Origin of the sequence: Gluconobacter kondonii (assembly GCF_002723995.1) — a bacterium.
Classification (GTDB): Bacteria; Pseudomonadota; Alphaproteobacteria; order Acetobacterales; family Acetobacteraceae; genus Gluconobacter; species Gluconobacter kondonii.
The window spans coordinates 116,696-132,169 of record NZ_BEWP01000007.1 but is presented as its reverse complement, the minus strand read 5'-3'; the positions used below and the strand labels follow the sequence as shown (position 1 = coordinate 132,169).

At 58.3% G+C, this 15,474-nt stretch carries 13 protein-coding genes; 10 read left to right on the top strand and 3 right to left on the bottom strand.

Annotation, left to right across the window (positions count from 1 at the left end; genetic code table 11):
- The 10 genes from rplO (at position 1) to GKO01_RS09655 (ending at position 7,384) form a co-directional block, all read left to right on the top strand.
- Positions 1 to 489, top strand: coding sequence for a 50S ribosomal protein L15 (gene rplO / locus GKO01_RS09700; RefSeq protein ID WP_099286912.1), 489 nt, complete (start codon positions 1 to 3; stop codon positions 487 to 489).
- A gap of 97 nt (positions 490 to 586) precedes the next feature.
- The gene (gene secY / locus GKO01_RS09695) at positions 587 to 1,960 is read left to right on the top strand and encodes a preprotein translocase subunit SecY (protein WP_099286911.1); all 1,374 of its coding nucleotides are present in this window, start codon (positions 587 to 589) and stop codon (positions 1,958 to 1,960) included.
- Positions 1,957 to 2,538 (top strand): adenylate kinase, encoded by a 582-nt coding sequence (locus GKO01_RS09690; protein WP_099286910.1) that lies wholly within the window; start codon positions 1,957 to 1,959, stop codon positions 2,536 to 2,538. Before secY ends, GKO01_RS09690 begins: the two co-directional genes overlap by 4 nt.
- Positions 2,539 to 2,754: 216 nt before the next feature.
- Positions 2,755 to 3,132: a 30S ribosomal protein S13 gene (rpsM, locus tag GKO01_RS09685; protein WP_099286973.1), complete on the top strand. Its 378-nt coding sequence runs from the start codon at positions 2,755 to 2,757 to the stop codon at positions 3,130 to 3,132.
- 58 nt (positions 3,133 to 3,190) lie between these two features.
- A complete protein-coding gene (gene rpsK, locus GKO01_RS09680) occupies positions 3,191 to 3,583 on the top strand; it encodes a 30S ribosomal protein S11 (RefSeq protein ID WP_011251943.1) in 393 nt (130 codons plus the stop codon).
- A 132-nt stretch (positions 3,584 to 3,715) separates the two neighbouring features.
- The gene (locus GKO01_RS09675; RefSeq protein WP_011251942.1) at positions 3,716 to 4,735 is read left to right on the top strand and encodes a DNA-directed RNA polymerase subunit alpha; all 1,020 of its coding nucleotides are present in this window, start codon (positions 3,716 to 3,718) and stop codon (positions 4,733 to 4,735) included.
- A 27-nt stretch (positions 4,736 to 4,762) separates the two neighbouring features.
- Entirely contained in the window at positions 4,763 to 5,185 is a 423-nt protein-coding gene (rplQ, locus tag GKO01_RS09670) for a 50S ribosomal protein L17 (RefSeq protein ID WP_099286909.1), read from the top strand.
- Positions 5,186 to 5,523: 338 nt separating this feature from the next.
- Positions 5,524 to 6,834, top strand: a complete 1,311-nt coding sequence (locus GKO01_RS09665) for an MFS transporter (protein ID WP_099286908.1) — start codon at positions 5,524 to 5,526, stop codon at positions 6,832 to 6,834.
- A 117-nt stretch (positions 6,835 to 6,951) separates the two neighbouring features.
- Positions 6,952 to 7,152 carry a hypothetical protein gene (locus GKO01_RS09660; RefSeq protein ID WP_099286907.1) on the top strand — a complete coding sequence of 67 codons (201 nt, stop codon included), beginning with the start codon at positions 6,952 to 6,954 and terminating at the stop codon, positions 7,150 to 7,152.
- 61 nt (positions 7,153 to 7,213) lie between these two features.
- Positions 7,214 to 7,384, top strand: a complete 171-nt coding sequence (locus GKO01_RS09655) for a DUF1328 domain-containing protein (RefSeq protein ID WP_099286906.1) — start codon at positions 7,214 to 7,216, stop codon at positions 7,382 to 7,384.
- Positions 7,385 to 7,448: 64 nt separating this feature from the next.
- On the opposite strand, the gene GKO01_RS09650 is transcribed toward GKO01_RS09655, so the two are convergent.
- Genes GKO01_RS09650 through GKO01_RS09640 form a run of 3 tightly spaced genes read right to left on the bottom strand, consistent with a single transcriptional unit; the run spans position 7,449 to position 15,468 of the window.
- On the bottom strand, positions 7,449 to 8,993 hold the full coding sequence (locus tag GKO01_RS09650) for an efflux transporter outer membrane subunit (protein WP_099286905.1): 1,545 nt from the start codon (positions 8,991 to 8,993) through the stop codon (positions 7,449 to 7,451).
- The gene (locus GKO01_RS09645; protein ID WP_099286904.1) at positions 8,993 to 12,271 is read right to left on the bottom strand and encodes an efflux RND transporter permease subunit; all 3,279 of its coding nucleotides are present in this window, start codon (positions 12,269 to 12,271) and stop codon (positions 8,993 to 8,995) included. Before GKO01_RS09645 ends, GKO01_RS09650 begins: the two co-directional genes overlap by 1 nt.
- Positions 12,268 to 15,468 (bottom strand): efflux RND transporter permease subunit, encoded by a 3,201-nt coding sequence (locus GKO01_RS09640; protein ID WP_099286903.1) that lies wholly within the window; start codon positions 15,466 to 15,468, stop codon positions 12,268 to 12,270. The genes GKO01_RS09645 and GKO01_RS09640 overlap by 4 nt, the downstream gene beginning before the upstream one ends.
- Between the last annotated feature and the right edge of the window lie 6 nt (positions 15,469 to 15,474).

Below are 15,474 nucleotides of genomic sequence, written 5' to 3'. Positions count from 1 at the left end.
ATGAACCTCAACGAACTGCGTGACAACGAGGGTTCTCGTTATCGCAAGAAGCGTCTTGGACGTGGCATCGGGTCCGGTAAGGGCAAGACGTCAGGCCGTGGCGTCAAGGGTCAGAAGGCTCGTGAAGGCGTCTCGCTCAATGGCTTCGAGGGTGGTCAGCTTCCGCTGTACCGACGTATGCCGAAGCGCGGCTTCGTGAACATTTTCCGCAAGGAATATGCTCCGGTGAACCTCGGCGCGATCTCCAAGGCCATCGAAAGCGGAAAGCTGGACAAGGCTGCAACCGTCACTGAAGAGACCCTGCGTAAGGCTGGTCTCGTCAACGGAAGCAAGCTGGCCGGTGTCCGTCTTCTGGCCCATGGTGAACTGTCGCATGGCGTGACCATCGAAGTTGCTGGCGCTTCTGCTGCTGCTCTGGCAGCTGTCGAAAAAGCTGGCGGTACCGTCAAGGTGCTCGAGACCAAGAAGGACGCTCAGGCTGAGGCCTGAGTTCTCTTCTCCCGGGTTTTGTCCGGGTTAGGGTTGGATAGTGAACAGCGTCCCGTGCTTATGTGCGGCGACGCTGTTTTCATGAAAGGACAGGTGGATGGCTTCCGCAGCAGAGCAGCTCGCCGCCAATCTCAATATGAGTTCGTTTTCCAAGGCGACCGAACTCAAGAAGCGTATCTGGTTTACTCTCGGAGCGCTGATCGTCTATCGACTTGGCACCTATATTCCGGTTCCCGGCGTCGATGCGACCGTGATGGGGCAGCTTCTTGCCCAGCATCAGGGTGGTATTCTGGGGATGTTCGACATGTTCACGGGGGGTGCGCTTGGGCGTATGACCGTGTTCGCGCTGAACATCATGCCGTATATCAGTGCCTCGATCATCATCCAGCTTCTTTCCACCGCGCTTCCCTCCATGGAAGCGATGAAGAAAGAAGGTGAGGCGGGCCGTAAAAAGCTCAATCAGTATACGCGCTATCTTACTGTGTTTATCGCTCTTTTTCAGGCTTACGGCATCGCTGTCGGACTTGAGAACATGACGGCGCATGGTGCGAATGCTGTGGTGGCTCCCGGAGTCTTCTTCATCATTTCCTGTGTCGTAACGCTTGTCGGCGGCACGATGTTTTTGATGTGGCTGGGCGAGCAAATTACGTCCAGAGGTGTCGGAAATGGTATTTCCCTCATCATTTTTGCGGGCATTGTCGCTAATCTGCCGAATGCTCTGGCCAGTCTTTTCGAACTGGGACGCACAGGAGCACTCTCGCCAATTTTCGTGGTGATTTTCCTGGTTCTGGCGATTGCTGTCATTGGTTTCATCGTTTTCATGGAACAGGCACAACGTCGCGTTGTGATCCAGTATCCGAAGCGTCAGGTCGGAAACCGTATTTTCGGCGGTGACTCCACCCACATGCCGCTGAAGGTAAACACCGCAGGTGTTATTCCGCCAATTTTCGCATCATCCGTATTGCTGATTCCTGTGACTATTTCTGGTTTCATGAATGGCCATTCGATGCCGGGATGGCTCTCCATTCTGGGGCAGCAGCTTGGCCAGGGGCAGCCGCTCTACATGCTGTTCTATGCTGCGATGATCTTGTTCTTCTCCTATTTCTATGCGGCGATTACATTCAATCCCGAGGAAACGGCAGAGAACCTGCGGAAGCAGGGCGGATTCATTCCGGGCATTCGACCTGGTGTGAGCACGGCAACGTATTTTGACAAGATCCTGTCCCGTCTGACCGCGATCGGCGCTCTGTACCTGGTTGTGGTATGTTTGTTGCCGCAGATCCTGATCAGCAAATATAATGTCCCGTTCTATTTTGGTGGCACGAGTCTGATCATTATCGTCTCGGTCACGATTGATACGGTCACACAGATTCAGTCTCATCTGGTGGCGCATCAGTATTCGGGTCTGATCCGCAAGCAGCGCAGTCGCGGAAACCGTGGCGGAGTGCAGGGAGGCACGAGACGTCGATGAACATCATTCTTCTTGGACCGCCCGGAGCCGGCAAGGGAACACAGGCCAAACGGCTTGAGACCCTTTATGGCTTCAAGCAGATTTCCACTGGCGATATGCTGCGCGCCGAGGTCGCTGCGGGTTCGGCGATTGGTAACGAAGCCAAAGCGATCATGGAGAAGGGACAGTTCGTTCCAGACCCGATTATCGTTGCTATGATTCAGAACCGTATCGCACAACCAGATTGCCAGCGTGGATTCATCCTTGATGGCTTTCCCCGGACAGAAAGTCAGGCCGAGGCGCTCGATGCGATGCTGTTTCAGCGTGACCTGACAATCGGTGCGGTCATTCTGCTGGACGTCAACGAAGACGAACTTGTGGAGCGTATCGCCAGCCGCAAGGGCGAGGACGGAACGCGGCGTCCGGACGACAACCCCGAGGTTGTGCGTGCGCGTCTTGATGTCTATCGCAAACAGACCGCTCCTATCCTGCCTTATTATGAAAAGGCCGGACGTCTGCTTCACGTCGACGGCATGAAGGACGTTGAAAGCGTTGGCAAAGCACTTGATGCCATCGTGACAGGCGCGACAAAAAACTGAGTTTCAGTTGGATATCACGAAAAAGTGATCTCTATTATTTGACTCAGGTGGGGTGGGCAGTCTATTGCGCGCCCTCGACATAGGTGTAGCCAGACCGTTCGTGCGTCTGCCGGAATCGGTGGGCGGCAGGTTTGGCTGCAAGATCATCGACCTGGCTATGGCCGGGGATATAACAGTCTGAGGCGGCTCCGGGCCGTTTCAATGGGAGTAACAAGCGTGGCACGTATTGCCGGCGTAAACATTCCGACCAACAAGCGGGTCGTCATTGCCCTGCGTTATGTCTATGGCATTGGCCCGGCGACAGCGCAGTCCATCTGCACGAAGCTCGAGATTCCCGATGCCAAGCGCGTCAACGAGCTGTCTGACGATGAGATCGTCAAGATCCGCGAACTGATCGATTCCGAACTGCGCGTCGAAGGCGACCTTCGTCGTGAAACCGCAATGAACATCAAGCGTCTGATGGATCTTGGTTGCTACCGTGGCCTTCGTCACCGTCGTGGCCTGCCGGTCCGCGGTCAGCGTACGCACACCAACGCCCGTACCCGTAAGGGCAAGGCTGTGGCGATTGCAGGCAAGAAGAAGGTTACGCGCTAATTCGCGCCTGATTTTTTTTCATCGACGTTTTGCTTAAACTTTTAGGACGACCTCTCTCATGGCGAAGGCCGCTGCTCCGCGTATCCGTAAAAAGGAACGCAAGAATATCATTTCCGGTGTTGCTCACGTGCTCTCCACGTTCAACAACACCATGATCACCATTTCTGACGCACAGGGCAACGCGATTGCCTGGTCGTCGTCGGGTGCGCAGGGCTTTAAAGGCTCCCGTAAGTCCACGCCGTATGCTGCTCAGGTCGCTGCAGAAGATGCAGGCCGCAAGGCACGCGAGCATGGCATGGAAACGCTTGAGATCGAGGTCTCCGGCCCGGGTTCGGGGCGTGAAAGCGCGCTTCGTGCCCTTCAGGCCGTAGGGTTCAACATTACGTCCATCCGCGACATGACGCCCGTGCCGCACAATGGCTGCCGTCCCCGGAAGCGTCGTCGCGTCTGAGTGATGCTGTGCTGCGTATCGCGTGCGATACGCAGCATCTGTAAGTGATTGCATCTTTTACCGCACCGTTGGTGCGGGCCCAGGTGCCGCCAATTTCCCTTGGCGTGCTTCGTTGTTTGAAAGGCCACGACCTTGGTTCTCCAGAAAAACTGGCAGTCCCTCATCAAGCCGGAGAAGCTTGAAGTCGAGCCCGGACCGGTTGCCTCGCGCATCGCCACTGTCGTGGCCGAGCCTCTGGAACGCGGCTTCGGCATGACGCTCGGTAATGCGCTGCGTCGTATTCTCCTGTCGTCGCTTCAGGGCGCTGCCGTGACCGCCATCCAGATCGATGGCGTGCTGCATGAGTTCTCCGCCGTGCCGGGCGTGCGCGAAGACGTCACGGACATCGTCCTGAACGTCAAGCAGCTTGCTCTTCGCATGCATGGTGAAGGCCCTAAGCGCATGATCCTGACGGCCACTGGCCCGGGTGAAGTGACGGCTGGCCAGATCCAGGCAGGTCACGACATCGAGATCATGAATCCCGATCTGGTGATCTGCACGCTCGATGACGGCGTGAAGCTCGGCATGGAATTCACTGTCAATATGGGCAAGGGCTATGTTGCAGCAGCAGCAAACCGTCCGGAAGATGCTCCGATTGGCCTGATTCCTATCGATGCGATTTACTCGCCGGTGCGTCGGGTTTCTTACAAGATCGAGCAGACGCGTGTTGGTCAGGTCACTGACTATGACAAGCTGCTGTTGACGGTTGAGACCAACGGTGCGGTGACGCCCGAAGACAGTCTGGCTCTTGCAGCTCGGATTCTTCAGGACCAGCTGCAATTGTTCATCAACTTCGATGAGCCGCGTCCGGTCCAGCATGAAGAACCGCAGGATGATCTGCCGTTCAACCGCAATCTTCTCCGCAAGGTTGACGAGCTTGAGCTTTCGGTGCGTAGCGCCAACTGCCTCAAGAACGACAACATTGTTTACATTGGCGATCTGGTGCAGAAGTCCGAACAGGAAATGCTCCGTACGCCTAATTTCGGGCGCAAGTCGCTCAACGAGATCAAGGAAGTTCTCACCGGTATGGGGCTGTCGCTCGGCATGAGCGTCCCAGCCTGGCCGCCCGAGAACATCGAGGATCTGGCCAAGCGTCTCGACGAGACGTTCTGAGAACTTTCAAGGTAAGGAAAACTAGCAATGCGTCATGGTGTGAGCGGGCGTAAGCTCAATGTCACCTCTTCTCACCGCGCTGCCATGTTCCGCAACATGGCCGTGGCTCTCATCAAGCACGAGCAGATCACGACGACGCTCCCGAAGGCGAAAGAACTTCGCCCGGTCGTCGAAAAGCTGATCACGCTCGGCAAGCGTGGTGATCTGCACGCCCGTCGTCAGGCCTTCGCGCAGCTGCGTGACGATGCCGTCGTGACGAAGCTGTTCTCGGCTGTCGCCGAGCGTTACAAGGGACGTGCCGGTGGCTACTCCCGCGTTCTGAAGGCTGGCGTGCGTTATGGCGACAATGCCGATATGGCCGTGATTGAACTGGTCGATCGCGATGTCGCTGCGAAGGGCCAGGACAGCGGACCGAAGCAGAACGTTGCCGCGGAGCAGGAAGCCGCCTGAGGCTCCTGTTTTTGAAGCATTGAAAAAGGCCGGGGCAGGAATGTCCCGGCCTTTTTTGATTCGTGGTTTCTTGGTCACGCAAGTGTGTGATATGCAGTCAGCACTCTTTGCAGAATCTTTGCTGTCTCTTTCAGAGGCAGTCTGAATTTCCGCTCCTTCACAAGGAGCGGTTTCTCCCTTTTGAAGAATGTTCCGTCGTTCTTCCCATAAGGGTCTGCATTATTCTGAGAAACAGGCCCGAGCACTCTCGTAGGGCCTGCCACGACGCATCGAATATGTATCCCGGCAATGAGGCCTGGATGGGTTCGTGATGCGTCCAGCGTTTGGAGAGCGTTATAATGTCTGAATCTTCCCCTCCAAAACATGGGTTGGCGGAAACCCTTGGAATACCCAGAGCCCTGTTCTGGGCGTTCGTGGGACAGCTCCTGTTCATGGTCGGTGATGGTGTGGAGGCGGGGTATCTCGATACCTACATGCTCCATCATGGCCATACGCAGGGTTTCGTGAATGAAATGTTCACGTTTTATGGCATCACCGTGATGATCGCCGCCTGGTTCTCCGGGCCTTTGTCGGATCTCATGGGGCCGAAGAAAGTCATGTGGCTTGGTCTCATTCTGTGGAGCGTGCTTGAAGTCGGGTTCCTGGCTCTGGGACTTGGGCCAAACAGTGGGCCGATGATCCTGCTGTTCTATACGCTGCGAGGGTTTGCATATCCGCTGTTTGCGTATGGCTTCCTCGTCTGGATTGCTGCTGCAACGCCGACAGCCATGCTGGGCTCGGCCGCGGGCTGGTTCTGGTTTTCCTTTTCAGCAGGTCTGCCCACTCTGGGATCGCAGTTCGCACGCTTTGCCATTCCGGAAATTGGCGAGCTTCGCACCTTCTGGTGTTCCCTGGGGCTTGTGATTCTGGGCGGCCTTGTGGCTCTGCTGTTCACGCATGAACCGACGGGCAAGAAGCGCCTTCTACCGGAACATATTCCCACCAAGGATATTTTCTTCGGTTCTATGAGCATCATGTGGCGTGAACCGAAGACGTTGATTGCCGGTATCGTCCGCGTGATTGATACGTCTTCGGAATATGCCTTCCTTGCGATCATGCCTGCATTCTTTGTGGATCATCTCGGCTTTTCCCTTGCTCAGTGGTTGAACCTCCTGTCGTTGATTTTCCTGAGTAACATCCTGTTCAATCTCGTCTCGGGCATGGTGGCGGATACACTCGGGCACCGGTTTGTCGTGGCCGTTTTCGGCGGGATCGGTGGTTTCGTAGCCATTCCGCTGTTTTATTATGTGCCGCTCTGGTTCCCGGGGAATTTCTGGGCCGTGGCTGCTGCAGGGATTTTCTATGGCGCAACGGTCGCGGCTTTCGTACCGCTGTCGGGCCTGATGCCGCAGATCTGCCCGCGCGAGAAAGCGGCTGCACTGTCTATTCTTGGTCTGGGCGCCGGTGCGTCCACATGGGTCGGACCGGCTGTTGTTGCCGGGTGTGAAGCGGTCTTCGGACCGGGCATGCAGTATGTGATCTGGACGTTTGCGGTGATCTATCTGCTGTCAGCCGGGATGACGATGGCTCTGACCATCTCTCCTGAGGCGCAGCGCTATAACGAAGAAGCCGCACGTCGGGGCGAAGACACCCCTGCCGTCGGTCACTGAGTGGATGCCCTGATTCAGGGCATTCCGTGAGCGTTCTGACGATGTAAAAGAAAAGGCAGTCCGAGACCGGGCTGCCTTTTTCTGCGTTGGGGGAATGTCATGTCAGGGGGAAGATTGATGGATGCTGGTCTGGAGCATTTGCAGGAGGATGCCGATGCTTGTCCCAAGAAAAGCTTTCTGGGAACAAAATGCTCGCGCGCGGTAAGAGAAACGGAAGCACTTCTCAGTGATTTGATGGTGGACCAGCCACTTTTTTGGCTTCTGACGGCGTCTCTTGTTGGGTTTTTGTTGGGAAAACGTCTTTTAGGAAAAAATTAAACTTCCGCAGCCGCATGACGTTACGACATAACCGCGAATTGTTGCGCAAGGAACCACCGTCATGCTGCACTATGCGATTGTTTTCTTCATTATTTCCATCATTGCTGGTGTTTTCGGCTTTTCCGGCATTTCTGCGGCTACGGCAGGAATTGCCAAGCTGTTTTTCATCGTGTTCATCGTTTTGGCAGTGCTGGCCATTCTGGCGGGTGTCGCTGGACTGCATGCATTGTAAGAACACGAAAAAGACCTGAAATAAAAAGGGCGGGTGCCGATGGCCCCGCCCTTTTTTATGATCTTTAGTTCCCGTTCTTGTCTTTCTGAATGAAAGATGGAAGCAGTGGATTGTCCGTCTGAAGCGAGTTTTTGCTTGGAAGCTGTTGCGTCGTCCAACCGCCGCCCAGATCCGTCATGAGCTTGACCTCAGCAAGAAACTGCTGCTGGCGCACGCTGAGCTGGGTTTCCTGATACTGAAGGGCGTTCTGTTCGGCAGTGATGACCGTCGTGTAGATCTGTGTTCCGGCAAGATACTCGTTCATGGACACCTGAACGGCGCTTTCTGCGGTTTTCACGGCAGCATTTTGCAAGGCAAGCTGCTGATCGAGATAGCGCAGGCCGGACATCTGATCTTCGGTGTCCTGAAGAGCTGCCAGAACCGTCTGGCGGTAGGTGGCCACGGCATTGTCGTAATCGGCTTCTGCGCTGCGCACCGCAGCGGAGCGCGCCCCGCCCTGGAAAATGGTTTCGCTTGCAGCCGCACCGAGGCTCCAAGTGCGCGTAGCGGTCTGGATCAGCTGTTCGAGAGGATTGCCGCTATAGCCATAGGACGCGGAGAGCGTGACCTGTGGGAAGAACGCGCCGATCTCGTATCCGATTTCCGCATTATAGGCTTCCATGTTGCGCTCGGCCTGCGCCACGTCCGGACGACGCTGAAGCAGCATGGAGGGCACGGCGACGGGTGCGGCGGGGATCGTCTCGGGGAGGGGAGAGTCTGCCAGTGTGAGTTCTGCTGGAGCCCGGCCCGTCAGCATGGCGATGGCGTGTTCGTATTGCGCCCGGGCGATATGGGCGTTGGACAGGCTGGCCTGCGTCGATTGCAGCAGGTAGCGGGCCTGAAGGACGCTTGTTGGATCCGCGACACCAGCGTCGAGCTGGTTCTGGAGGATTTCCAGATTGTGGCGATAGAGATCCACGTTGCGGGCATAGAGCGCAATCAGGCTGTCCTGATAGCGCAGGTCGAAATAGTCCTGCGCGAGCTGAAGCTGATAGGACAGCCGCATGTTGGCGACGAGGGCAGCGTCGGCCTGAGTGGCGGCAACCTGCTGCTGAACCTGCCGGCGAATCATGCCCCAGACGTCGACGGTCCAGCTTGCGGATGGGCCGGTCGTCCATGTGTTGGATGTGTAGGACTGGCTGGAGGTATAGGTGAAGCCTCCGCTGGTATTTTCGGCGCTGCTTCCCTGTGAGTTGCGGTTGAAGCTGAACTTGCCGCTCAGGGTCGGGAAAAGCTGCGCGCGGATCGAATCAATCGTCGCGGCCGCCTTGCGATACTGCGCCTCATATTCCTTCAGGCTCTGGTTGGACGTGGCCACGCGTTCTTCAAGGTCGTTGAGAACGGGATCGTTGAAGATCGTCCACCAGTCTCCTTTGGGCATTTTCGCAAGATCGGGGGCAGCCATCTGCCAGCCCGGTGGCGGAGGTGCTTCCTTGAACTTGGCGGAGATGATGGCTTTCGGACGATGATAGTTCGGCCCGACCATGCCGCCGATACAGCCGCTCAGGAAAGGCAGGGTCGCCGCCCCCAGCAGGGCAGTGCGCAGGGTGGATTTACGGAGGGCGGGCATCAGGACTGTGTTCCCCGGGCTGAAAGATGGAAAAAGGAAGCGACGTGGGCACGCAGACGGCCCATGGCGCGTCCGAACCGGTCGAGATACAGGAAAATGACGGGCGTGCTGTAGAGCGTCAGCAACTGGCTGACCACGAGACCGCCGAGAATGGCGATCCCCAGCGGTCGGCGGAGTTCGCAGCCATATCCGTTGCCGATGATGAGGGGCACGGCACCGAATGCAGCGGCCAGAGACGTCATGAGGATCGGGCGGAAACGCAGATGGCTGGCCTGACGGATAGCCTCTCTGGCCGACAGCCCTTCACGCTGTGCCACGAGGGCGAAGTCGATCAGCATGATGGCGTTTTTCTTGACGATGCCGATGAGCAGGATCACGCCGATCATGGCCATGAGGGAGAATTCCTCGCCGCAGATCTGAAGTGCCAGAATGGCGCCAACGCCTGCGGATGGCAGCGTTGAAAGGATCGTCAGGGGATGGATCAGGCTTTCATACAGGACGCCCAGCACGATATAGACGGCGGCGAGGGCGGCGAGGATCAGCAGAACCTCACTCCCTGCGGATTTCTGGAAAGCGGCCGCATTGCCCGCAAACCCGCCGTGAATGTCTGACGGGACATGCAGCTTCACCATGGCGGCCTGGACGGCATCCACGGCCGTGCCAAGCGAGACGCCGGGTGCAAGGTTGAAGGATACGGTCGTCGCGACGGATTGTCCTTCGTGGCTGACGGTCAGGGCGGTGTTGGTGTTGCGTTGGCGTGAGAGGACGGACAGGGGGACCATGTTGTCCACGCTGGTGGCAACGGCTGCACCGCTTGATGCCGATTTTCCACCTGCCAGCGCGTTGGCGACCGAGTTCTGATAGGATTGCTCACTCTGCGACAGGGTCGTGACAGCCGTTGTGGCGCGGGCGCGGATATTGTTCGACGCCGTGCCGCCTGCTGCTGTTCCGCCGGAGGTGCTGATCCACATCTGTTGCAACATCGACGGATCCTGCCAGTAGCGGGGCGCGGCTTCCATGATGACGCGGTACTGGTTGAGGTTGCCGTAGATAATGGAGGCGGCGCGCTGGCCGAATGCGTCATAGAGCGTATTGGAAATGAGCTGTGGCGTGACGGAATAGCGCGCTTCCGTGTCGCGGTTGATCGCGATGTTGATCCCCTGACCGCCCTGTTCCACGTCCGATGTTACGTCCATGAGTTCCGGCAGTCTGGAAAGCGCGGTTACGATCTTGGGAGTCCATTCGAAGAGGTCTTCGGCGGAGGGGCCCTCAAGTGAATATTGATAGGCGGCGTCTCCGGGCCGCGCGCCCGTGCGAACACTGCCGGGGGCCATCAGGCGGAGCTGCGCGCCGGGAATATGGGAGAACCTGCGGGTCAGGCGTTGAATGGTGGTTGCAAGATCGTCCGTCCGCTCGGATTTGGGCTTGAGTGCGATGAACATGTTCGCCGAGTTGGCCGAACGTCCACCGACACCGCCCATGACGCCCACGACATCCCGGTCGGACGCGACGCTCTTCATGGCCTTGACCACGATTTTCTGAAGCGCCTGAAACGAGATCGACTGATCGGCAACCACACGCCCCATGATCTGCCCGGTGTCTTCGGAGGGGAAGAAACCTTTGGGCATTTTCACATACAGCACACCGGCCAGCACCAAAGTGGCGGGCAGGGACATTGCGATCAGGAACTGATGCCCCAAGGCCCAGTCCAGCGATTTGCCGTAACCCGACGTGGTGGCGCTGATCATGCGTTCGAGGAAACGGCCGGTCTTCTTCCACAGACCCGGACCGTTATCGTCCGTGTGGGTCAGAAGCTGGGCGCTGATCATGGGCGTCAGCGTCAGGGACAGGAGCAGCGAAATACAGAGCGTGATGACCATGGTCATCGCAAACTCGTGGAACAGCCGCCCCGCGATCCCGCCCATGAGCATGATCGGTGCAAACACCACGATCAGCGAGACTGTGATCGAAACGACCGTGAACGCGACTTCGGTCGTGCCTTTGATGGCGGCGTCCTGTCGGTTGTAACCCATCTCCATGTAGCGAGCGATGTTTTCCAGAACGACGATGGCGTCATCGACCACGAAGCCCGTCGAAATCGTCAGGGCCATCAGCGACATGTTGTCGAGCTGGTATCCCATCAGTGCCATGGCTCCGAAGGTTCCGATAATCGAAACCGGCACCACGATGGCCGGAACCATGATGGCAGAGAGGCTGCGCAGGAACAGCAGGACGACCACGACCACGAGCACGACGGCAATGACAAGCGTCTGTTTCGTATCGTCCAAAGAGGCCCGGATTGTTTTGGAGCGGTCGATCAGGATCGAAATATTGGTATTGCCGGGCAGGGCGGACTGAAGGGCTGGCAGGCGACCGCGGATGCCGTCAATCGTCTTGATGACGTTCGCGCCACCCTGCGAGAATACCGTACAGATGATGGCGGCATTTCCGTTCAGATACCCCGCCTGACGGAGATCTTCGACGCTGTTCCTGACGTCCGCCAGATCCGTCAGGCGGACCGGCTGGTTGTTGCGATAGGCGATGACCAGATCACGATATTCCTCCGCATCCGTCGCCTGATCGTTGGTGGAGAGCATCATCCGCTCGCCATTGGCATCCAGAAAACCTTTGGGCGTATGGGCGTTGGCGGAGGCGAGGGCGGCGCGCAGATCTTCGAAGCCGATCCCGTAATGGAACAGGCGCAGCGGATTGATTTCAACACGCACGGCAGGAAGGGACGCGCCGCGGATTTCCACATCACCGACGCCCTGGATCTGGCTGAGCTGAGGGATGAGGATGTTGCTTGCGAAATCGTAGAGTTCCTGCGGCGTCCGGGTGCTGGACGATAGCGTCAAAGCGAGAATGGGCGGGCCATTGGAGTTCGCCTTCATGTAAGTCGGATTGCTGCGAAGGCTGGTGGGCAGATCCTGCCGCGCGCCCTGCAGGGCCGCTTCCACGTCACGCGCAGCGCCGTTGATGTCGCGCGACAGGTCGAACTGAAGGGTGATGCGCGTCTGGTTGACCATGGATTCCGAGGTCATTTCCGTGACGCCGGAAATCGCCCCCAGATGCCGCTCCAGAGGCCCTGCGATCGTGCTTGCAATTTCGGACGGAGAGCCGCCGGGCTGGTTCGCGGTCACCATGATGACCGGAAAGTCCACGTCCGGCAGATCGGCGACGGGCAGGGCGAAATAGCCCATAACGCCGCCGATCACGAGAGCTACCGCCAGCAGCGTCGTGCCAACGGGCCTCAGGACAAAGAGGCGAACCAGATTCACGGAGCGCCTGTATGGGAGCTTGGGGTCTGGGGCTGCGACGGTGGGTTGTGGCGACGGTGACGCTGTATGAAGGCGCGCGTTTTCGTCCCCAGTTCATCCATGAACAGATAGATGACGGGCGTGGTGAACAGGGTCAGAAGCTGGGACATCATCAGGCCGAAAACGATGGCCACACCCAGTGGTCGGCGCAGTTCGGAACCGACGCCCGTGCCGATCAGCAGGGGCAGGGCACCGAACAGGGCGGCCAGCGTGGTCATCAGGATCGGACGGAAGCGGAGCATTGCCGCCTGCTTGATGGATTCAAGCGGCGTATGGCCCTCCAGACGTTCGGCTTCGAGCGCGAAGTCGATCATCATGATGGCGTTTTTCTTCACGATACCGATCAGCAGCACGATGCCGATGATGCCCATGATGTCGAGATCCATCCCGAACAGATAAAGCCCGATCAGCGCACCGATGGCGGCGGAAGGCAGGGTGGAGAGGATCGTGATCGGGTGGATATAGCTCTCATAGAGAATACCCAACACGATATAGACAGCGATCACAGCTGCCATAACCAGCCAGACCTCGTTCGATAGCGACGAGCGGAACGCTGCTGCCGTGCCCTGAAAGGCGGTCTGGAATTCCGGCGGCAGGCCGATCTGCTTTTCCACGCGCTCGATGGCGTTGGTCGCAGCCCCCAGCGAATAGCCGCTGGCGACGTTGAACGACACGGTCGTGGCCGGGAACTGACCGAAATGGCTGATGAGCAATGGGGCGAGGACATGCGTCATCGTCGTCACCTGCGACAGTGGGACGAGCCCCGATGTCGGCTGGCGCGTCGGGCCCGACGTGCTGCCACCGGCCTGTGAGGAAATACCCGGCAGGTAGAGCTGGCTCAGGGATGTCAGGTCAGTCTGGAGTTTCGGATCGGCTTCCAGAATGACGCGGTACTGGTTGGACTGCGTATAGATCGTCGTGATCTGGCGCTGGCCGTAGCTGTCATACAGCAGGTTATCGATCGTCTGCGGTGTGATGGAGTATCGCGCGCCGGTCGGGCGGTCGAGCGAAAGCTGGGCGACCAACCCCTCGGCCTGAAGATCGGACGTGACATCCCGCAGCGACGGTTCCTTGCGGAGGGCATCCACGAATTTCGGCACCCAGATTTTGAAGGTGTCGTAATCCGGATTTTCCAGCATGAACTGGTACTGCGTGGCGGAAATCGAAGAATCCAGCGAGAGGTCCTGAATCGGCTGGACGTAAAGCTGGGCGCCGATCACCTGATCTCCAGTGGAGGACAGGCGGCGCATGATGGCTTCAAGGCTGGACGTGCGCTGGTCCCGCGGTTTGAGGTTGATCAGGAAGCGGCCAACATTCAGCGTCATGTTCTGGCCGTCAATGCCCACAAAAGACGAGATGCTGGCGACATCCGGGTCTTTCAGGATCACGTCTCCAAGAGCGGCCTGACGGTTCTTCATGCCTTCAAAGGAGATGGCCTGCGACATCACGGAGATGCCCTGAATAACGCCAGTGTCCTGTGTCGGGAAAAAGCCCTTGGGAATGGTCCAGGCCAGAACGCCGGTCAGGACGATCGTACCGAGCGTCACCAGAAGGGTCGTGACCCGGAAGCGCAACACGACATCGAGCCAGCGCCCGTACCCTGCGATCAGGGCATTGATGCCGCGCTCGGTACTATTGGACAGGCGGCTCCAGACCGTGTTTTTCGTGGACGGCGCATGCGTGTCGGAGAGCAGACGGGCACACATCATCGGCACCAGCGTCAGGGCGACGACTGCGGAAATGATGATGGTGATGGAGAGCGTCATCGCGAATTCATGGAACAGACGCCCGACGACGTCCTTCATGAACAATAGCGGGATCAGCACAGCGATCAGCGAGACCGTCAGAGAGATGATGGTGAAGCCGATCTCCCCCGCACCTTTGAGCGCAGCGGTGTAGCGGTCTTCGCCAGCCTCGACGTAACGGGCGATGTTCTCGATCACGACGATGGCGTCATCGACGACGAAGCCGGTCGCAATCGTCAGGGACATCAGCGACAGATTGTCGAGCGAGAAGCCCAGCAGATACATCGCCGCCAGCGTGCCAATCAGAGACAGCGGAACGGACAGGCTGGGAATGATCGTCGCCGGAACATTCCGCAGGAACACGAAGATCACGCCCACGACGAGAAGCATGGCGAGCGCCAGTTCATATTCTACGTCGCTAACCGAGGCGCGGATGGTGGTGGTGCGGTCGGTCAGAGGTGTAACGTCGATGCCCGGCGGCAGGTCGAGCTTGAGCTGCGGCAGGATGCGCAGCACGTTGTCCACGACGCCAATAACGTTTGCGCCGGGCTGGCGCTGTACGTTCAGGATCAGCGCAGGCGTGCGGTTGGCCCAGGCGGCAAGCTGTGCGTTCTCCGCCCCTTCAACGACCGTCGCAATGTCGCGCACGCGGATCGGACCGTTGTTCTGATACGCGATCACCTGATTCATGAGCTGTTCGACAGACTGGATCTGACCGTCGATGCGCAGGGAGGTGGAGCGCTTGGGGCCGTCGAACGTTCCGGTCGGGGAATTGACGTTGACCGTGCTGATGATGGTGCGCAGCGTATCGATCGCGATGCCGTAAGAGGTCAGCTTCGGAATGTTGACCTGAATCCGGTACGCCTTGCGATTGCCGCCCGACAGGGTGACAAGACCAACGCCGGAAATCTGGCTGATCTTCTGCTCAAGCCGCGTGTTGACGTAATCTTCGACTTCAGGAAGCGGCAGCGTTTTCGACGTGATGCCGAGCGTCAGGACGGGAGTGTCCGCCGGATTGACCTTCGCATAGATCGGAGGGGCGGGCAGATCGCTCGGCAGCAGGGAAGTCGCGTTGTTGATCGCGGCCTGAACTTCCTGCTCCGCCACGTCCATCGACATGTCCAGCCCGAAGCGCAGTGTCAGGACCGAAGCGCCACCGGAGGACTGGGATGTCATCTGGTCCAGCCCGGCCATCTGGCCAAGCTGGGTTTCCAGAGGAGCGGTAACGGACGTGCTCATGACGTCCGGCCCGGCGCCCGGATAGAATGTCGAGACCGTGATCGTGGGATATTCGACCTGCGGCAGGGCTGAGACGGCCAGAAAATGGTAGCCGAGCAGGCCGCTCAGCAGGATGGCGAACATCAGAAGGCTGGTGGCAACCGGGCGCTCGATGAACAGGCGGGACGGATTCACGATCTT